Source organism: Gracilimonas halophila (assembly GCF_042684365.1).
Taxonomy (GTDB): domain Bacteria; phylum Bacteroidota; class Rhodothermia; order Balneolales; family Balneolaceae; genus Gracilimonas; species Gracilimonas halophila.
Map to the genome: position 1 here is coordinate 559682 of NZ_JBHULI010000025.1, position 19443 is coordinate 579124.

16 protein-coding genes are annotated in these 19443 nt (G+C 44.0%); 13 read left to right on the forward strand and 3 right to left on the reverse strand.

Annotation, left to right across the window (positions count from 1 at the left end):
• From nusB to ychF, 3 genes are read left to right on the forward strand one after another with little or no spacing between them, the layout of a single operon-like run.
• Entirely contained in the window at positions 1–468 is a 468-nt protein-coding gene (gene nusB / locus ACFSVN_RS13370; RefSeq protein WP_390303776.1) for a transcription antitermination factor NusB, read from the forward strand.
• Positions 468–1145 carry a metallophosphoesterase family protein gene (locus tag ACFSVN_RS13375; protein ID WP_390303778.1) on the forward strand — a complete coding sequence of 226 codons (678 nt, stop codon included), beginning with the start codon at positions 468–470 and terminating at the stop codon, positions 1143–1145. Before nusB ends, ACFSVN_RS13375 begins: the two co-directional genes overlap by 1 nt.
• 18 nt (positions 1146–1163) lie before the next feature.
• Entirely contained in the window at positions 1164–2258 is a 1095-nt protein-coding gene (gene ychF, locus ACFSVN_RS13380) for a redox-regulated ATPase YchF (protein WP_390303780.1), read from the forward strand.
• A 31-nt stretch (positions 2259–2289) separates the two neighbouring features.
• Here ychF and add read toward each other — a convergent pair whose 3' ends face one another.
• The gene (gene add / locus ACFSVN_RS13385; RefSeq protein ID WP_390303782.1) at positions 2290–3279 is read right to left on the reverse strand and encodes an adenosine deaminase; all 990 of its coding nucleotides are present in this window, start codon (positions 3277–3279) and stop codon (positions 2290–2292) included.
• 443 nt (positions 3280–3722) lie between these two features.
• On the opposite strand from add, the gene polA reads away from it, so the two are divergent.
• Complete coding sequence (polA, locus tag ACFSVN_RS13390; RefSeq protein ID WP_390303785.1) at positions 3723–6476, forward strand: DNA polymerase I; 2754 nt, start codon at positions 3723–3725, stop codon at positions 6474–6476.
• A gap of 418 nt (positions 6477–6894) precedes the next feature.
• Here the strand turns inward: polA and ACFSVN_RS13395 are convergent, their stop codons facing one another.
• Positions 6895–7467, reverse strand: a complete 573-nt coding sequence (locus ACFSVN_RS13395; RefSeq protein WP_390303788.1) for a pentapeptide repeat-containing protein — start codon at positions 7465–7467, stop codon at positions 6895–6897.
• A 232-nt stretch (positions 7468–7699) separates the two neighbouring features.
• Here ACFSVN_RS13395 and ACFSVN_RS13400 point away from each other — a divergent pair, with 232 nt between their 5' ends.
• The 9 genes from ACFSVN_RS13400 to ACFSVN_RS13440 all read left to right on the forward strand — a co-directional run bounded on the left by ACFSVN_RS13400 (position 7700) and on the right by ACFSVN_RS13440 (position 17468).
• Positions 7700–9202 carry a phytoene desaturase family protein gene (locus ACFSVN_RS13400; RefSeq protein WP_390303791.1) on the forward strand — a complete coding sequence of 501 codons (1503 nt, stop codon included), beginning with the start codon at positions 7700–7702 and terminating at the stop codon, positions 9200–9202.
• Between the two features lie 11 nt (positions 9203–9213).
• Positions 9214–9846 (forward strand): rhomboid family intramembrane serine protease, encoded by a 633-nt coding sequence (locus ACFSVN_RS13405; RefSeq protein WP_390303794.1) that lies wholly within the window; start codon positions 9214–9216, stop codon positions 9844–9846.
• A complete protein-coding gene (locus tag ACFSVN_RS13410) occupies positions 9839–10756 on the forward strand; it encodes a rhomboid family intramembrane serine protease (protein ID WP_390303797.1) in 918 nt (305 codons plus the stop codon). Before ACFSVN_RS13405 ends, ACFSVN_RS13410 begins: the two co-directional genes overlap by 8 nt.
• 34 nt (positions 10757–10790) lie before the next feature.
• Positions 10791–12023: a flavodoxin-dependent (E)-4-hydroxy-3-methylbut-2-enyl-diphosphate synthase gene (gene ispG / locus ACFSVN_RS13415; protein WP_390303801.1), complete on the forward strand. Its 1233-nt coding sequence runs from the start codon at positions 10791–10793 to the stop codon at positions 12021–12023.
• Between the two features lie 57 nt (positions 12024–12080).
• Complete coding sequence (locus ACFSVN_RS13420) at positions 12081–12608, forward strand: TlpA family protein disulfide reductase (RefSeq protein WP_390303804.1); 528 nt, start codon at positions 12081–12083, stop codon at positions 12606–12608.
• Positions 12601–13455 (forward strand): aminotransferase class IV, encoded by an 855-nt coding sequence (locus ACFSVN_RS13425; RefSeq protein ID WP_390303807.1) that lies wholly within the window; start codon positions 12601–12603, stop codon positions 13453–13455. Before ACFSVN_RS13420 ends, ACFSVN_RS13425 begins: the two co-directional genes overlap by 8 nt.
• Positions 13452–14705, forward strand: coding sequence for a bifunctional folylpolyglutamate synthase/dihydrofolate synthase (locus ACFSVN_RS13430; protein WP_390303811.1), 1254 nt, complete (start codon positions 13452–13454; stop codon positions 14703–14705). Before ACFSVN_RS13425 ends, ACFSVN_RS13430 begins: the two co-directional genes overlap by 4 nt.
• Positions 14706–14824: 119 nt before the next feature.
• Complete coding sequence (gene rho, locus ACFSVN_RS13435; protein ID WP_390303814.1) at positions 14825–16375, forward strand: transcription termination factor Rho; 1551 nt, start codon at positions 14825–14827, stop codon at positions 16373–16375.
• Positions 16376–16595: 220 nt separating this feature from the next.
• Positions 16596–17468: an alpha/beta fold hydrolase gene (locus tag ACFSVN_RS13440; RefSeq protein ID WP_390303817.1), complete on the forward strand. Its 873-nt coding sequence runs from the start codon at positions 16596–16598 to the stop codon at positions 17466–17468.
• Between the two features lie 547 nt (positions 17469–18015).
• Here ACFSVN_RS13440 and ACFSVN_RS13445 read toward each other — a convergent pair.
• A complete protein-coding gene (locus ACFSVN_RS13445; protein WP_390303820.1) occupies positions 18016–19026 on the reverse strand; it encodes a metal-dependent hydrolase in 1011 nt (336 codons plus the stop codon).
• Between the last annotated feature and the right edge of the window lie 417 nt (positions 19027–19443).

A 19443-nucleotide genomic window follows, 5' to 3' on the forward strand; every position in this document is an offset into this window, starting at 1 on the left:
ATGATCAATCGCAGACAAGTAAGAGAAACTGTTCTCAAAGCAATTTACGCACTCCAACTCGGCAACGATTCAACTCAGCATGTAGCTGATACCATTATTAAAAAGGCAGAATTCGCTAAAAAAAAAGAACTTCGTCGCTTTGCTGAGAAGTTGTTTTTTAAAACGGTTGAACATGAAGAGGAACTTGATGAAGTAATTTCCAAGCACATCAAGAATTGGGACATTCATCGTCTGGCACTTATAGACCGGTTAGTGTTGAAAATGGCGATCTGTGAATTCATCTATTTTGAAGAAATTCCAACTAAAGTGAGTATCAACGAGGCCATTGAAATAGCGAAGCGATATTCAACAGCAAAATCAGGCAGGTTCATCAATGGAATACTTGACGCCGCATTGACCGATTTGAATGAATCAGGACGTATTAATAAAAAAGGAAGAGGACTGATTCAACAATCTCTTGGTAACTGATGCCCGACATAAAACAAATAATTGCAATAGGCGACATCCACGGATGTGCCGAATCCAGTAAAACCCTGCTTACTAAATTGAATGATCAATATGGTAATGATCCTGTTTACGTATTCGTGGGCGACTACATAGATCGTGGGCCGGATTCAAAAAAAGCTGTGGAAGATCTGATTCACTTTGACGAAGATCATCGCTGTATCTTTTTACGAGGTAATCACGATCAGATGCTGCTGGATGCGTATGAAAAAAATGAATGGGACCTTTGGTTGAGCAACGGAGGTAATACCACGCTGGCCAATTACAACTCCGGTCCCGGTAAATTTGATCTTCCTGAATCTCATTATGATTTTTTCAAGGACACGATTTTATACTGGGAAACGGAGGACTTTTTCTTTGTGCATGGAGGCATTTTGCCGGACCTTACTATTAAGGAAAACCTTGAGAGTGACTATGAGCGAAGTCAGTTTTTATGGCAGCGAGATCATGTATATTCTAGGAGAAATCACTGGGAAAAAACGGTTGTGTTTGGTCACACTCCGGTCAGGGAACCAATAGTAGAGGAAAACATGATCGGTATTGATACCGGTTGTGTCTATCAGGAGGAAGGCTTTGGTATTTTGACGGCCGTAGTTTTACCGGAAATGAAATTTATTCAACAAGAAAGTAAAGACTTTTAATAAATAAACAGATCGTAAATGAGCTTAAGATGTGGAATTGTTGGGTTGCCCAACGTAGGTAAATCAACTTTATTTAATGCCCTTAGTAATGCAGGAGCTGAATCAGCAAACTTTCCTTTTTGTACCATCGACCCCAATGTGGGGATGGTACCCGTTCCCGATGAACGATTGAAGAAACTGGCCGAACTGGCTGAATCAAAAAATGTACTCCCTACAACTATTGAGTTTGTAGATATCGCCGGATTGGTAAAAGGTGCATCAGAAGGAAAAGGGAAGGGGAATGCGTTCTTATCTCATATCCGTGAAGTGGATCTTATACTTCACGTTGTTCGGTGCTTTGATGACAATGACATCATTCATGTGGAAGGAAATGTAGATCCCGAGCGAGATGTCAGGATCATAGAAGAAGAACTCATTCTGAAAGACCTGGAGAGTGTTGAAAAACGTGTCGAGAAATTAAAGAAGGAAGCCAAGGGCGGTGATAAAGCCAAGAAAGCTCAACTTGAGATCGTAGAGCGACTGGCAGACCATTTAGGTAATGGTAATTCAGCCCGTACCTTCGAAGTTTCCAAAGATGAACAGGAAGCGTATAAAGACCTTTTCCTGCTTTCGGCAAAGCAGGTTCTTTATGCCTGTAATGTAGGGGAATCCGATCTGGAAACCGGGAATGAATATGTGGAAAAGGTGAAGGAAATTGCTTCTGAGCATGACGATAATACCGTAATGTTCTGCGCCAAGATCGAAGCTGAAATTGCCGAACTGGATGAAGAGGAAAAAGAGATGTTTCTTGAAGAACTCGGCGTAGCAAGTGCGGGACTGGATCGTTTGATCAAAGCGGCCTATGAAGAACTTGGATTGATCACCTACTTCACGGCAGGACCTAAAGAAGCCCGTGCCTGGACTATTAAGAGGGGAACAAAAGCTCCACAAGCTGCAGGAGTTATTCACACAGATTTTGAGAAGGGATTCATCCGAGCCGAAACCATTGCCTATAAAGACTATGAGGAATTAGGTTCCGAAAAAGCCGCGCGTGATGCCGGTAAAATGCGCCAGGAAGGGAAGGAATATGTGGTGAAGGACGGAGATGTGTTGTTGTTCCGTTTCAATGTTTAAAATACCTGTAGGGGCGTATTGCAATACGCCCCTACGTATTTTTAAATCCTTCTATTAATCTTTTGCGTAATTTTTCTTTTGTGGTTTCATCACAAAATGCCGCCTCGAGCGCATATTCATTCACTCGTATAAAGTGTTCAATTTGCCAATCGAAATCCTGGTTTAATTTCTGATACTCTTCGTTAAGAGAGACGTTCGAGATCGCCCGACCATCCGTATTCACGCTAAGGGAATTACCGTTCTTATAAATGTCATTGATCTGATGATCTGCTACCGAATCATAGATTCCGGTCTGAATATTACTGGTGGGGCACACTTCAAGGTGAATATTCTTTTCCTTTAAATGATCCAGTAATTCCCAGTCTTCAATACTTCTGACTCCGTGACCAATTCTCGAAGGATGAAAGTTTCCCAAAACCTCCCGTACACTTTCCGGTCCGCATGCTTCTCCGGCGTGGGCTGTACAGGGAATATCATGTTCGCGGGCATATTCAAATGCTTTTATGTGATTGTCGATTGGTAAAGTTTCATCGGCAGCAATATCAAAGCCTACTACATTGGTTCCTTTGAATTGTTCCACCAGCCTGACCGTTTCCATGCTGTGTTCCTCAGAAAAATGGCGGAGCGTGCATAGAATAATTCTTACTTCAATACCTGTTTCTTTGATTCCGACATTAGTTACTTCATCCACAATTTGAACTACTTCTTTTGCGGATAATCCCTTTTCCAAATGTTGAAGTGGTGCAAACCGTATCTCAGCATAGATCACATTATCGGCCTTAAGCTGTTGGAAGAGGTCGAGTGTAACAGCTTCCAGCTGCTCTTTGGTTTGCATGATGGCAATAGGAGCCTGTGCACATTTCAGATATTCTTCCAGGCTCGCACAATTAGCAGGTGCAATGAAGTCCCGGTCGTATTCTTTTCTTGTGATCCCCGGACGCAGTTTTTGTACCACCTCATAACTCAGCGAGCAATCCAGGTGAAGGTGCAATTCTATTTTTGGAAAAGTATTTATGTTCATGAAAATTGAGCGTCCATATCTAATATTAAAGTCTCCCTTTGAATTGCGAGGGTTGTTGTAGCCAAGGAGTACCAAGCTTAATAACAACTTCCTAGTCCTTAGCTACATCCTCCGCCTCCCATTCGGTCGGCACCTCCCTCAAGGGAGGACTTCTCTCTTCCCGAAAGCTATCGGGACAGAGTGAAATCCGGTTTCTCTCCAAAGAGAGATAAGTTCCCAAAAACCTAAGAACACTAAACTTCAATGTTCAATATTCCTATGTTGAATGTTAGACATTCAAACCCTGTGTCCCTTTGGAGGGACAGGAAGAACAGCTTGCTGTTTCTTCCGGGGATGAGAGTCAGGGAACTAACTCTGCCAAAGGCTAAAATCTACATTCGTAATTACTTTGAAAAAAAATTAGTTTCCATCAGGAAATTAAGGCTTTAAACTTAACCAAATTCATGTCTAAAAAACTTCTTTATTTACTCGATGGAATGGCATTGGCTTATCGTGCCCATTTTGCATTTATCAACAGCAGATTAAAGAATTCAGAAGGCATTCCCACCGGACCTGTACTTGGTTTTGCGAATACTCTCGAAAAAATGCTGGATGAGAAAAAGCCTACCCATATTGCCGTAGCCTGGGATACGCATGCACCTACCTTCCGTCATGAAAAGGATGAGGAGTATAAAGCCAATCGCCCCCCACAGCCGGAAGAACTGAAGATCGGAATCCCGCTTATAAAAGAAATGGTGGAAGCCTGGGGTATTCAGAATTTGGAACAAGATGGCTATGAAGCGGATGATATCATCGGAACTATAGCCAGCGGAGCAAATGCGGATGATGTAGATGTGATGATGGTGACTCCGGATAAAGATTTCATGCAGTTGGTGCATGACCATATTCGGATGATGAAACCTGATAACAACAATGGTGGCTTCAATATCATAGATCGGGAAGGAGTGAAGGATTATTTCGGAGTATACCCCGAAGATGTAATTGATGTGCTGGCAATTATTGGGGATACCTCAGACAACATCCCCGGAGTACCCGGGATCGGAAAAAAGGGAGCTCCGAAGCTTATCAAAAAATACGGCTCTCTGGAAGCAGCAATTGAAGACGCTCCTAATATCAAAGGAAAACGTGCCAGGGAAGGATTGACAGATTTTGGCGAACAAGCCCTTCACGCCAAGGATATGGTCACCATCAAAACGGATGTTCCCAATACCAAAGATTGGGAAGAACTGGAATGGGAAGAGGTTGATAAGAAAAAGCTCGGACTGTTCTTCAAACGGATGGAATTCCGCACGTTGACCAAAAGATATTTAGGGGAAGAAGGTCCGGTTGCCAACAAAGAAGGCGATCAGGTTGATCTGTTCGGTTCCTTCAAAGAGGAAGCTCCCAAGCAGGAATTGGACGAAGAAAAAGTAAGTTATACACTGCTGGATACTATTGAAAAAGTGAAGGGATTGGTGGATGAGTACAAGGATGAAGAACATTTTTGCTTTGATACTGAAACCGACAGCCCCGATCCGGTTACGGCTTCCCTGGTTGGGATCTCACTTACGGCTACTCCGGGAACGGCTTATTACATTCCTGTAAATGTAGAGGACGGTTTGGACGAAAAAGAAGTTATTGAAGTTATTCGTCCGCTGTTCGAAGATTCCCATATTCTGAAGATCGCCCATAACTATAAGTTCGATTACCTGATGCTGAAGCGTGCAGGAATCGAGATCAAAGGGAATGCCTTTGATACGATGATAGCAGCGTATCTTATCGATGCCAATCAGCGGCTGAAAATGGACGAGCTTTCCAAAAGCCTGTTGAACTACAAGCCGGTGAGTATCGAAGAGCTGATCGGAAAAGGGAAGAAGCAGAAATCGATGGCAGACCTGGCGGTGGAGGATGTATATCTATATGCCTGCGAGGATGCTGATATCACCTTGCGCTTGTATGAGATCCTGAATGAGCGGCTTAAGAAAGACGAACTCCTCGAAATTGCCTACAAGGTAGATTATCCGCTTATGGAAGTACTGGCGGAGATGGAATTGAACGGTATCAGCCTTGATACGGAGATGCTGACGGCTTTTTCCAAGGAGCTTGAAACCGATCTTAAGAAACTGGAAGAAGAGATCTATGAAAAGGCGGGAGAGGAATTCAATATCAATTCTCCTCAACAACTCGGAACCATTTTGTTTGAGAAAATGGAACTCCCTGCCGGTAAGAAAACCAAAACGGGGCAGTATTCCACAGCTGAGTCGGTATTGACCAAACTGGCTGTGAAATATGAAATGCCGAGCCTGATCCTGGAATACCGACAGCTGGCGAAACTTAAATCAACCTATGTGGATGCTATCCCTGAATTGGTCAATGAAGAAACCGGCCGGGTTCATACCGAATTCAATCAAAGTGTGGCAGCTACCGGTAGATTGGCATCCTCAAATCCAAACTTGCAGAATATTCCCATTCGCACTGAACGGGGACGGGAAATGCGGAAAGCCTTTGTGGCAGAAGAAGGTTTCAAGTTGATGTCTGCCGATTATTCTCAGGTAGAATTACGAGTGATCGCTCATATTGCCGAGGATAAGGCGATGATAGAGGCCTTTAAGAATGGGGAAGATATTCACGCCCGTACCGCAAAAGAGATCTTTGACCTGGATTCACTGGAAGATGTTACTGCTGACCACCGGCGTAAAGCCAAAGAAGTAAACTTCGGAATTCCCTACGGACTCAGCGCCTACGGACTGGCTCAGAATCTTGGTATTGAGAATAACGAAGGGAAGGAGATGATCGATCAGTATTTTGAGCGATTCCCAAATATCCTGAACTACATCAACGAGACGAAGGAGTTTGCACGGGAGCACGGCTATGTGAAAACGATGCTGGGTCGTCGCAGATATGTACCGGATATCAAATCCGGAAACTGGAACGTGCGGGGCTTTGCCGAGCGCGTAGCCATCAACATGCCGATACAGGGAACCGCAGCCGATATCATCAAACTCGCCATGATCGAGATTCATCACTGGCTGAAGGACAACAAGAAGAAAAGTAAAATGCTGCTTCAGGTTCATGATGAACTCATCTTTGAGATCCATGAAAGTGAAATGGATGAAGTGCCTAAAAAAATTATTGAGCTAATGGAGTCAGCTGTGGAGCTGGATGTACCACTGAAGGTGGAGTCAGGGATCGCAGAAAACTGGCTGGAAGCTCACTAAGGCAAAAGTAAAAAGTGGTTGGGTGAGCATGAGGTCCATCTAAAGTCACCCTGAGGATACCTTCGAAAGATCTCGCTTTATAAGTTTGGTAAGTGTGTTCTGACTCAGGTTCTTCGCTTAGTCTCATTCCCAACGACCCCGTTGGGAATGCCGGTCAGGACCACCCGGTCCGCATGTAAAAAAAGGGCAACACTTCCCACTCGTTTCGCCTAATGATCTTTTCTGCTCATCCATCCTTCCGTTTCCGGTGATTTGATGCCGTAAGTATTATAGGTGAGAAACGGGGTGATGGAAGTTGGACTCATTCCCAAAAACATTTTGGGAATGCCATGATGAACCACCCCATCCTAACTAAAAATCACACCCTCATACTTAACCCATCCATCAGCCGTGCAAAGCCCGACAGATGAATTCCATTCTAATCAACCACAATCCCATACTTATCGAGTAAGCCCGGCAAGCCTTGCAGTGAAAACTTAGCCTTCTCAATGTTATTCAGTTCAGGATCAATGGAGAAGTTGTAGGAGGTAGAGAGGTCTGCTTTTTGAAGGTGGGTAGCAGATAAGGTGGCTTTTGCGAGATCGCAATTTTCGAAAAGGGTTTCTTTTAATTCGGCCTGGGTGAAATCCACTTCCTGCAGGCTGCAATCTTTGAAGACGCCGCCGTTCAATTTCACCCCAAAAAAAGATGACAGATCGAGATTACAGGATTCGAATGTGGGTGAGAAAGCAAAATCACTGCATGTATCGAATTGGAGTCCTACCATCTTGCATTCATTGAAGTCAGTGTCTCGCAAAGAAGTGCCGTAAAGTTTAGTCATGGAGAAATCACACCCTTCAAATTCACACTCAATAAAGCTGCATTCTGATAGATCCAATTTTGGAAACTGACAATTAATGAACCGGGAGTTTTCATAATCACCGGTTTCAAATTCTTCCACGTTGAAGTCTATTCCGGTGTAGGTTTTTTCAAAAAAATAAGCTTTGCTCATGGTGTAAAGTGGTTTAAATGGGAAGGAATATAAGGATGTTATTTAGGGAAAGAGAAAATCCAGATCATTAATAAAGTCCTGTAAATCATGGTTCAAAACGATAAGCCGGAGGTTGGGAATGAGGTTAATGAATATGGTAGCCATAATAAGATCTGTGCCCACCCGCAAAATCCGCCTAATCTGCGTTCCATTCCATTGGAACATTTAAGCCTCCATTTCATGTTACACCCACATGAAAATAAATCAAGACTACGACGCTATTATTGTTGGCTCAGGCATGGGAGGTATGAGTGCTGGAGCCATGCTTGCCAAAGACGGCCATAAAGTACTCATTCTGGAAAAAGCTCATGCTCCCGGCGGGTGTTCGTCCTCTTATTTCAGGAAGGGATATGTATTTGAATCGGGGGCAACTACGCTCATTGGGTTCGATGAAGATCAACCGCTTTGGAAATTAGAGCATGAAACCGGAATTCAAATTCCGAGGGAAGAGATCACCCCGAGTATGTCGGTTTGGATCGACGGGGAGCAACTAACTCGCTACAAAAACCGTGAGCAATGGATAATGGAATGTGTACGGGTTTTTGGTAATGAGAAGGCTCAGCGAGCTTTTTGGGAGGAAGCCTTTAAGGTATCGGATCTGGTTTGGAAAGTGTCTTTGAAGAATCCGCACTTTCCGCCGCAAAAATTATCCGAATGGGGAGAACTGATGACTAATAACAATCCGCTGGATGTATGGGTTCTGAAATATGCCTTTCAGTCAGTAGCTGACACAATGAAAAAGTATGGTGTCGACACTCACAAATTCCGGCGCTTTGTGGATGAACAGCTGATGATAACGGCCCAGGCGAAATCCGAAGAAACCCCTTTTCTTTTTGGAGCTGCAGGACTCACCTATACCAACTATTCTAATTTCTATGTACCTGGTGGACTTTTGGAAATGATCAATGCTATCAGGTCTTTTATCCAGAATAAAGGGGGAGCCCTTCATACCAAAGAGGGGGTAGAGATGATCTCAAGAGAAGGCGAGCAGTTTATGGTTCATACCAAGAGCACACGGAAGGAGAAATTTACCTACCGGGCTCCGATCGTGATCTCAAACATACCGGTTTGGAATATGAAGGATATAACAGCCGGTGAAATGAGTGAGTATTTTCAAGAAGAAGCCAAAGATTTTGATGAAGCGTGGGGTGCCATCACACTTGGTATTGCTACAGATGATGTCTACCCAAAAGAACTTCCCCTTCATAACCAGATCCATCTTGAAGACGGAGATACCATTCCATTCACGGATTCAGATTCTATTTTTGTATCAATGTCCAAACCGGGAGATTCAGTCCGGGCAAAAGAAGGAATGCGAACGCTCAATATTTCAACCCATGCTTCTCCGGAGCTTTGGTATTCAATGAATGGGAGCTATGAAACAGCGAAACAACAGGCGGAGGATTTTATCGTTAAGGTGCTTCGTGAAAAACTCCCCGGATTTGCAGACGCTCAGATCGAAGTGATCCATACCGCAACGCCGGTCACCTGGGAAAATTGGGTGTACCGAAAAAAAGGCAGAGTGGGCGGAATACCCCAAAGTATGGCACGAAGCTTGCTCAAGTGGACTCCTCACGAAACTCCGTTTAAAGGTTTGTATCTTTGCGGAGATACCACTTATCCCGGACAAGGAATTCCGGGCGTAACTTTGAGCGGAATCAACGTATATTCCCGTATCAAAAAGAATCATCATTAAAGCAGAGATTTTTGAACAATTTTTCACCTAACACCAGTTTTACTTTATTTCCCCCTGTTATAAAAAACCTGTTGATCATTAATGGGTTGGCGTTTTTATTAACCAAACAGCTATTTGGAGCAGGGTGGACACCGATCGGCTCGGCTATTGCTCCTTATTTGGTTTTAAGTCCACTGGGCGAAGGGTTCATGCCCTGGCAGCTTGTTACGTATATGTTCCTCCATGCAGATCTCGGGCATATCTTCTTCAACCTATTTGCACTTTGGATCTTCGGTCAGGCTATTGAAAACCTCTGGGGCTCAAAACGATTTCTGATCTATTATATGCTTACCGGGATCGGAGCAGCTATTATCCATATGTTCATTGGCGGATACTTTACGTACACATTGGGAGCTTCCGGTGCTGTATTCGGTATTCTTTTAGCTTTTGGGATGATGTTTCCGGATCGCTACATCATGCTTTTGATTCCGCCTATACCCGTTAAGGCAAAATACTTTGTATTATTCTATGGATTGTTCGAACTCTTCAACGGACTCTCGATGCCAAACAGCGGAGTAGCTCACTTTGCTCACCTTGGCGGACTGTTGGTCGGATTTATTCTCATCAAATACTGGGGACTCAAAAAACCTGAATACTATGGCTAGAGGATCCTACAATTTTCCAGGTGGTGGCGGTGGTGGAGGTTTCGGAAACCAGATGCCCTATGATTCATTTTGGGGAGGCATAAAATATGCCTTCATGAGAATGCCGGTTGCAATCCGTAGCATTATTCTGGCCACGCTGATCGTTTTTTTTATTCAGATGATCGGTGGGCAAAAGCTGAATGAATGGGCTATTGGGAACTTAGGCTTTGACCCTACATTCCCAACTTTTCTGACACAGCCGTGGCGGATGGTCACCTATATGTTCTTGCATGGCGGTTTTCTGCATTTCTTGTTCAACATGCTCTGGTTATGGTGGATGGGGAGAGCAGTAGAAGAAACCGTTGGCCCGCGCACTTTTACCGTTCTTTATTTTGGAGCCGGAATTTTAGGGGCCTTGTTAGATGCAGGTCTCGCGCTGGTATTTAGTGATGCGTTGGTGATAGGAGCATCCGGTGCTGTGACCGGTATGCTGGTAGCTTTTGCTATGCTTTATCCACGGGCGCCGATTATGTTATTTTTGTTCCCGCCCATTGAGGCTCGTTATTTTGTAGCCGGCTGGATCGCCATTGATATCCTATTTGTAGGAGCCGGTGACGGTGTAGCACGATTGGTACACCTTGGTGGTGCACTAGGCGGGTATTTAATGATCAAAGCCTATAAAAACGGAAAAGACTTAAGTTTGGTTATCCGATATGTAGAGTACTTATTTGGAAGGGTGAAACCCAAATCCGGTAGTAAAGGCAAGAGATCCAAAAACAAGAATATGCATATTGTTCAGGATGCAGAGATCGTGGAAGAAGTTGATCAAACTGAATTAGATGCAATTTTAGAAAAGATCTCCAAAAGCGGATATGATTCCCTTTCGAACGAAGAAAAAAGAAAGCTATTTGAACTGAGTAAGAAGAACTGATCTTTAGGAATTTCAACAACATTTTAGAATACCCATGGCAAAAATAGAACGACGAAAATCAATTCAGGTAATGGTAGGTGATGTACCCGTTGGAGGAGGAGCCCCCATCGTGGTTCAATCCATGACGAACACGGATACCGCCGATATTGATGAGACAGCCGATCAGATCGAACACTTGTACCGTGGCGGTTCGGAGCTGGTTCGCATCACTGTAAATAATGATGCAGCTGCTAAGGCTGTTCCTCATATCAAAGAAAAACTCATGAATCGTGGAGTTACCGTTCCCATAATCGGTGATTTCCACTACAACGGCCATAAACTGTTGACTCAATATCCGGACATGGCGAGGTCGCTGGCCAAATTCAGGATCAATCCGGGAAACACCGGTACCAAAACCCGGGATGAGAATTTTACCACTATTGTAGAGCAAGCCATTAAATACGATAAGCCCGTTCGTATTGGTGTAAACTGGGGATCTTTAGATCAGCAGTTGCTTGCAGATAAAATGGATGCCAATAACGAACTTCCGAAACCAAAATCTGCGAAGGAAGTCATGCTGGATACCATGGTGGAAAGTGCCAAACGTTCTTCAAAGTTAGCTGAAGATGTTGGGTTAGCCTCAGATAAGATCATTATTAGCTGTAAAATGTCGGGCGTACAAGATGTAGTTACAGTGTACGAGAGAATCGCCGAAGCCGTTGAATACCCACTACATGTTGGCTTGACCGAGGCCGGAATGGGTATGAAAGGAATGGTGGCCAGTGCATCGGCTCTTTCGGTTATTTTACAGCAGGGAATCGGCGATACCATCCGGGTTTCCCTTACCCCTCAGCCAGGTGCCGATCGCGCTCTTGAGGTACAAGTTGCCCAACAGATCCTTCAATCATTAAAGATCAGAAGTTTTATTCCTCAGGTCACTTCCTGTCCCGGTTGTGGAAGAACAAAGAGTACGTACTTCCAGGAGCTGGCTGAAGAGATACAGGATTATATTGTGGAATCCATGCCGGTGTGGAGAAAAGCATATCCCGGAGTGGAGGAAATGGATGTTGCTGTAATGGGCTGTGTGGTAAACGGACCCGGTGAATCCAGAGCCGCCAATATCGGTATTTCATTACCCGGAACATTCGAAGAACCAAAAGCCCCGGTTTATATCGACGGTGAACACTCAACCACGCTCAGGGGAGATCATATCGGGGAAGAATTTCGCGCCATCCTTGATAACTATATCAAAGAGAATTACAGCAGAAACGGGAAGTCAGGGAAGTAGTACATATAAGCCCTTTCCGTATTAATCAGACGAATTTTCTATCTTTAAATAAAAAATATGCGTCTCGAGCAAAAGCAGTTTGTTCCTTTTATGATAGCCGTTGCTGCCATCACTATGGTGGTGATCGTGTTATCTTCCTTTAATTTCACCAACAAACAACATGCGCGTTTTGTAGAAAATGTAGTTGAGTCTGATTCTTTGACCACCTTAAAAATGCGGGTCATAGGAGCTCAGGATTCAGTCAGTATTGTTGATCTCAAAGGGCAGAAATCGATATTGGTATTTTGGGCCAGCTGGTCAGAAAAATCTACCGCTATGCTTGACGAGATCCGGCTTTTGCAAAGAGAAGCAGATTCACTTCAGGTTATTGCTGCATTAGTGAAGGATGCAGAGGAGTCTTTGGAAGAAGAAAGAGAATACCCAAATTTCATCTATTCCGATGGCGCTCATTTTTTTAATTATCTCAAAGTACCGGGCTTTCCGACCTACATTCTATTCGATGAGCAATCCAATGTACTCAAGTCAAATATAGGCTACGAGAAAGGAATTGGGTACGATTCCTTAAAAGTATATTTGAATGACTGATCCGGTTCATATCATCCTGAATGGAGAACTTGTGGAGGAGCAGGAAGCCAGGGTTTCTCCACTCAATCGTGGGATGATGTATGGTGATGGCTGTTTTGAGACCATTAGATACTATGCCGGATCGTTTTTAAGGTGGAACAGGCATTTCCAAAGACTGCAAGACGGACTGGGATATATAGGCATCGATCCTGCATTTACGGCTGAGGAATTATTGGAGCAGGTACTTAGCTTGCTTGAAGCGAATCGGCTTGCTGAAACTGAGGCAATGATACGCATTCAATGCTGGCGGGAAGGTGGCAGGGGGTATATCACTGACTCAAGGAGAATGGGCTGGATGATCCAGGCAGGGAAGCCGGTTTCAAACGCATCACCACTCAAACTTACCGTAGCAAAAACACGCTGTATTCCCTCTGCAGCACTCCGGCGTAAATACAAGCTCAGTAATGGCCTGAACTACATCAAAGCTGCTCAGGAGACATCACAGCGCCAATGCGACGATTCCCTGATGCTTACGATTGAAGACATGATCAGCGAGACCACAAGCGCTAATATTTTTTGGGTGAAGGATGAGGTTATTTATACACCCTCAGTGAAATGTGATCTTTTACCCGGAGTAACCAGAGAAGTGATGATCGAAGTGATCGAAGATCTCGGAATCAAACTTGAAGAAGGAGAATTCGGGCTTGATGAGATCAACAAAGCAGAGGCTGTATTTTGCACAAATTCTTTGATAGAGATCAAAGAAGTGGGTACTCTTGATAACCATATTTTTGAGACAGATCATCCCATGGTAATGAAATTAAAAACTGGATTTGAACAATATAAAGAACAGGAATGGTCAACATGAGTCGCTTTAACTCTATCAGCGATGTGCATTCTTTTCTGGATTCTATTCCCATGTTCCAAAAGGCAGGTACTTCAGCCGCTAACTTTTCCCTGGATGCCATTCGTACTTTTTGTGAGGCTTTGGGTGATCCTCAAAAGCAGTATCCTTCCATTCATGTAGCCGGTACCAATGGCAAAGGAACCACATCGTACCTGCTGGAAAAGATCTACAGTGATGCCGGATATAAGGCCGGGCTTTTTACTTCACCTCATTTGCTTAGATATAATGAAAGAGTGCGGGTTGGTCAGCTGGAAATTACAGACCAACAGATGTTGGAGTTTTTTAGGACGGCAGATGATCTGTTTAAGGAAATTAAACTCAGTTATTTTGAGATCAGTACCGCTTTGGCTTTTTGGTTTTTTGCAGAGCAGGAAGTTGATGTTGCAATCATTGAGACTGGATTGGGAGGACGTCTGGATTCAACCAACATCATCACACCTGAAGTTTCAGTGATCACATCTATTGGTCTTGATCATCAAAGTGTATTGGGCGATACCATAGAAGAGATCGCTGCTGAAAAAGCCGGGATCATAAAAGAAAGTATTCCTGTGGTGATAGGTAATATTACAGGCTCTGCCAAGACGGTAATTGAGCACGAAGCAAGATCAAAGCATGCATCATTGACCTATGCTGAAGAACTGGATCCGAAGTGGAATAAAGGAACTGTTACGCTCAAAAAAGCGGACATAGAGATCAAAACGTCTTTTAAGGAATCGGTAAACAGGTGGAATGTCGCCATTTCTTTTTTAGTGACAGAAGTTCTTCAAGATCAATTTCCGATGCCGGAAGACAGGTTATTGGATGCGATCAAAAACTTTGAAGGAGCCCCCGGAAGGTTTGAAAAAATACACCCGAAATACGAGTGGTATTTCAGCGGCTCTCATAATAGCCAGGCGCTGGAATCATCCTTAGAAGGGATAAGGGCTATAAAATCCATTTCCGAAACCGTATTGGTCTTTTCAGCAATGAAAGATAAGCTGAACCCGGAAATGTTCAAGTATTTGAGGGGCTTTAAAAAGGCTTATTTCATAGAACAGGAAGGGGATAGGGCTGCAAAGTTAAGTGATCTGAAAGGTAATTTGGAAGTTGAATTGATAGGTGAATCACAAAAAGAAAATATTTTAAATGAATTGAAGACAGAGTTAGTAATTTTTATGGGAAGTTTTTACTTTTATCCTATAGTTAAGCGGTGGACAGAAAACGTATCATAACAAGCACCGCTCATTTCATCCTTACCTGATTGAATATCCAGTATCGTTACCAAAACAGGGTAACATGATGTTCACCCCAAAATTCAGTAAGAATCATATATTCATAACAGCCACATTTTATGTCAGATAATGAAACCGCCGGAATCCCGGCCGGGGAGTTGGAATCCTTAGAGGGGAAAAAGCTTCACGAATTACAGACTATCGCCAAATCTATTGGAATCAAGCGAGTTACAGGAGTACGTAAAGTTCAGTTGATCGAACAGATACGTGAGACCGCCAAGAAAGGCCAGGTATCTTCTTCTTCTGATAACAGTAATGAGGATCGCCAGAAAAATGATTCTACCCAGAAAGATTCTGAACTTAAAAGCTATGGTGGCCAGGATCATATCGTATCCTATAAAAAGAAGGATGAGAAAAAAGATGACTCCGGGAAAAAGCAACAGCATAAACATAAGCATAATAACAACCGGCGCAAGGGACACGAACACAATAAGCTTCCTGAGTCGGATGCCAACACTTTAGAAGAACGTATCAAGGAGCTGGAGCCGGATCTTGGTCCATATCTCTTCAATGAAGGTACCCTTGAGATCCTGCCGGATGGATACGGTTTTTTACGGTCTGTGAATTATAACTATAAGGCCAGCCCGGATGATATCTATGTATCGCCTTCGCAGATCAAAAGATTCAGGTTGAAGCAGGGCGATTGTGTGATCGGTGTGATCCGCCCTCCAAAAGTAGGGGAGCGTTATTTCGCATTACTCAGAATTGAAGGAGTAAACGGCCGCATTCCTCACGATATGGATAATCGTCAGGGATTTGATGATCTGTTGCCTATTCACCCGGATGAGCGTTACCGCCTTGAGTTTGACCCAAAAGAACATTCAACAAGACTGATAGACCTTTTTGCACCTTTAGGGAAAGGTCAGCGTGGGTTGATCGTGGCTCAGCCCAAAACAGGTAAAACTACCATCCTGAGAAATATTGCGAACGCTGTTTCTGCCAACCACCCAAAAACAAAGATCCTGATCGTACTTGTGGATGAGCGTCCGGAAGAAGTTACCGAGATGGAGCGCACCGTGAAAAATGCGGAAGTGGTTGCTTCTACCTTTGATGAAAAACCGGAAAACCACATCGGATTAGCCGAGATCGTTTTTGAAAAAGCCAAACGTCTGGTTGAAAGCGGCCATGATGTGTTGATGCTGATGGATTCTATCACACGACTTGCACGAGCGTATAATGTTGTGGCTTCCAACAAAGGAAGAACAATGTCGGGCGGGGTAGATTCTGAAGCCCTTAAAGCACCGCGACAACTATTCAGTTCTGCTCGGAATATCGAGAATGGCGGTTCCCTTACTATTTTAGCTACTGCCTTGATCGACACCGGTTCGCGTATGGATGACGTGATCTTTGAGGAATTCAAGGGAACCGGTAATATGGAGATCTATCTGGATCGCAGAATTTCTGAACGTCGTGTATATCCTGCCATCGACATTTTCCGAAGCGGAACCCGGCGCGAAGAATTGCTGGTTTCTGAGGCCGAGCGTGAAAAAGTGGTACTGCTTCGCCGTTATCTTACAAATATGAGTCCGTACGAAGCCATGGACTTCCTGCTTGATAAGATCAAAGGCACAAAGAACAATGAAGAGTTCCTGATCTCGATGAATAAGTAACGTCATTGTAAACGGTCTGATGGATAACCCATCTGACCGTTTTGATTATGGCTTTTATATTTACCAATGGCCATCCATCTGCTCCGAAAAATGGATTTTTTAAACCAAATCCAAAAAGTAGATCCTTAAGTCTTGGCTTTAATTCTGCTTTAGTTGGAATATATTTTACCTCATAGTACATTCTCTGATCTATAAAATGTAGAGACAACTATTTTCACGTATGGGGAAATATATTTTTAAGAATGAAGAAGCCCGAAGCCGGCAAGAAGACTGGTATCAACGCTTTTTAGTTAAAGCAGACTGCAGGGTCCAATTTGAATCTATTGCTACTTCCTATGGGGAGTCCCAGGTATTATTAGCCGGAGATACTTCTAAACCTCCTTTGGTCTGTCTTCATGCTATGCTGACCGGGTCCGCACATCTGCTTTCCGAACTAAAGTATCTCACCGAGTCCTATCACCTTATACTTCCTGATATTCCCGGACATTCCGTTCACGGTATTCCGGAACGGCTGTCCTATAAAGACAGCTCATACATCAATTGGCTTTCTGAAATAGTAGCTGAACTGCCTTCAAGTGAAATTGATCTGTTTGGGATAAGTTTGGGAGGGTTTATTGCACACCGGTTTGCAGCTGCATACCCTGAGAAAGTAAATAAATTAGCCCTGGTCGTACCTGCAGGTATTGTACAGGGATCGGTTTTCAAAGGATTAGCCAAAATGGCCATCCCGATGATCAAATACAGGATCAAGCCAACAGAAGAGAACTTAAAAGAGTTGACTGATTTCTTATTATCGAATTGGGATGAGGACTGGGGCTATTTTCTTGGAGATTCCATGCGTGATTTTATCACTCCAAAAAGCATTCCTCCGGTCTCATCCGATGAAACGCTTAAAAAATTAACGATGCCGTGTCTTGTTATAGGGGCTGATCAGGATATTTCATTTCCAGGCAAACCATTGGTAGAAAGGGCACAGGCTCATCTTCCTTTAGTAGAAACCGAACTTTTGACTGACACACGCCACTCGCCACCAACTACCGATGAGTTCAGGAAATGGATGGCAGAACATTTACAGCTATTCCTTGAGAACTAATTAAAAATGTTTCCCAAAGCGTTCTGAATTTGAGATAAGATCGGCCATCCTGTTGCATTTTATCAAGTCCTCCCTTGAGGGAGGTGCCGGACTGAGCGGATGCGAAGTCTGGCGGAGGGTGTTGGTGCCAAAGGGTCCGTTGTTTTTTACGGCCTAAATTTTTCAACTGTTTTGATTCGAATTTACGTCAAGCTGTATTGCCCTTAGTGCCAACACCCCTCGAATTCAGTCAGGAACAACTGACTGATTTATCTCCCCTCAAGGGGAGAATTTCTCCATTCATATTCTGTAAACGAATTCCCTGACAGACTCTGCGATGACAGGTTATTTTCTCCTCGTGACGAAGGTCCATCTTCGTCACACAGTCCGGGAAGCTCCGGCTTCCGGTTGATCTCGATGAATAAGTAATTTTTCGGTGAGCATTTTTGAAGTTTACTTACGGTCTGACGGATAACCCGTCTGACCGTTTTGACTATGCCTTTCAGGTATAATTCGGCCATCCATCAGCCCCGACAGCTGTCGGGACAGATGGTTCTCCAAAAACTATCTACCTGATTTTAATCTCTCTCCCAAACAGCATATCCATAAAAGCCTGCCTTACCTCCGGGTTTGCATCTCTATAGGTGCCAAACTCAACATGACGGTTAGGGCGTGTCGTGTCGATCTCAATGCCCCATAGCGGAGAGGTCGTAGTTGGAAGCATGGAATATCGCCCATCGCCAATGACGTTTTCATGATCGGGGTGCTGAATGAGGACGCCCTCCGAGAGATCCGAAAAACGCTGAATATCCTGATACAGGATACTTCCCTCGAATTCAGCATAGTTCTCCTTCCATTGTAACAGCGCTGCTGCATCACCTTCATAGATCACGGGATCGGCAAAGGGGAGAGACCGGACACCATAGCTGTACAGGGAATCGCCGGTGGTATAGTGAATACTCCAAAGCAGCTGATTGGCAATGGTGGGCTTGACGATCAGTTGTTGGATCTCATGGTTATTTGAACGGGCAATTTCCTGAGCGGTGCGAATGCCTTTTTGTTGCTGGGTGAAAGCGAAGAGCAAATACACAACAACCCAGCCGAAACTAAGCCGGGCATACATCTTTTCCTTTTTATAGAATGCTAATCCCGTGAAAATGAGGACTCCCAGTGTAAACAGCGGATCAAAGACCGAGATGATATCCAGGGAAAAACGCCCGGAGCTGAACGGCCAAAAAAGCAGGACGCCGTAGCTGGTGATCAAATCCATGAGTCCCGCCGTGGCATAGCCGGCCAGACTGAACATATACGTTTGTTTCAGGGTGAGATACTTTCGCACAAACCACCAAAGCAGGACGGTGGCGATCAATGCCCCCACCGGGATAAAGATCAGCGAGTGCGTAAACTGCCGGTGCATCTCCAGGTTGAGCAGGGGATCGGAGGCGCTGGAAATAACTACATCGAGGTCGGCGAGCATGGCTGAGGCCAGTCCCGTAAAAGCCGATGCCCGAAGGGTTCTTTTATTTGCAAACGACTGCGAGGCGGTGGCACCGATAAGTCCGTGGGTGACGGGATCCATAGATAAGTGAGGTTAAAAATGTGCCGTTAAAGTAAACCTGTAACACGGAAATTGAAAAAGTTTTTATTCAGCCTTCTTCTCTTAAGTTAAGTTTAACTATGGAATACCGGAGAAGTTGACTTTGTACGCTAACTCACTATATTGGTAGGACTTATTTCGGGGTTTTATTCTGCGACTTTATACGACTGACGAGACGGATAAAATCCGGAAAACAACGAGAAAGGCATGTAGAGTACGATTCCCGGATCTTATCTGACGTCTTATAAGATACCCCTTGTCGTATATTAATATGTTATGCTACCTTTTCTTATAACTTGACAATATGTACGGAATGACGTACGTTAGTTTTATAAATGAACTTAAGTTACCAACCCATGAAAACACTAACAGCTACGCAAGCTCGCAAAGAAATTTATC

What these genes read in the sequence shown, in the direction of transcription:
- nusB (WP_390303776.1), top strand. Translation starts at nt 1, where the DNA reads ATGATCAATCGCAGACAAGTAAGAGAAACTGTTCTCAAAGCAATTTAC.
- ACFSVN_RS13375 (WP_390303778.1), top strand. Translation starts at nt 468, where the DNA reads ATGCCCGACATAAAACAAATAATTGCAATAGGCGACATCCACGGATGT.
- ychF (WP_390303780.1), top strand. Translation starts at nt 1,164, where the DNA reads ATGAGCTTAAGATGTGGAATTGTTGGGTTGCCCAACGTAGGTAAATCA.
- add (WP_390303782.1), bottom strand. Translation starts at nt 3,279, where the DNA reads ATGAACATAAATACTTTTCCAAAAATAGAATTGCACCTTCACCTGGAT.
- polA (WP_390303785.1), top strand. Translation starts at nt 3,723, where the DNA reads ATGTCTAAAAAACTTCTTTATTTACTCGATGGAATGGCATTGGCTTAT.
- ACFSVN_RS13395 (WP_390303788.1), bottom strand. Translation starts at nt 7,467, where the DNA reads ATGAGCAAAGCTTATTTTTTTGAAAAAACCTACACCGGAATAGACTTC.
- ACFSVN_RS13400 (WP_390303791.1), top strand. Translation starts at nt 7,700, where the DNA reads ATGAAAATAAATCAAGACTACGACGCTATTATTGTTGGCTCAGGCATG.
- ACFSVN_RS13410 (WP_390303797.1), top strand. Translation starts at nt 9,839, where the DNA reads ATGGCTAGAGGATCCTACAATTTTCCAGGTGGTGGCGGTGGTGGAGGT.
- ispG (WP_390303801.1), top strand. Translation starts at nt 10,791, where the DNA reads ATGGCAAAAATAGAACGACGAAAATCAATTCAGGTAATGGTAGGTGAT.
- ACFSVN_RS13420 (WP_390303804.1), top strand. Translation starts at nt 12,081, where the DNA reads ATGCGTCTCGAGCAAAAGCAGTTTGTTCCTTTTATGATAGCCGTTGCT.
- ACFSVN_RS13425 (WP_390303807.1), top strand. Translation starts at nt 12,601, where the DNA reads ATGACTGATCCGGTTCATATCATCCTGAATGGAGAACTTGTGGAGGAG.
- ACFSVN_RS13430 (WP_390303811.1), top strand. Translation starts at nt 13,452, where the DNA reads ATGAGTCGCTTTAACTCTATCAGCGATGTGCATTCTTTTCTGGATTCT.
- rho (WP_390303814.1), top strand. Translation starts at nt 14,825, where the DNA reads ATGTCAGATAATGAAACCGCCGGAATCCCGGCCGGGGAGTTGGAATCC.
- ACFSVN_RS13440 (WP_390303817.1), top strand. Translation starts at nt 16,596, where the DNA reads ATGGGGAAATATATTTTTAAGAATGAAGAAGCCCGAAGCCGGCAAGAA.
- ACFSVN_RS13445 (WP_390303820.1), bottom strand. Translation starts at nt 19,026, where the DNA reads ATGGATCCCGTCACCCACGGACTTATCGGTGCCACCGCCTCGCAGTCG.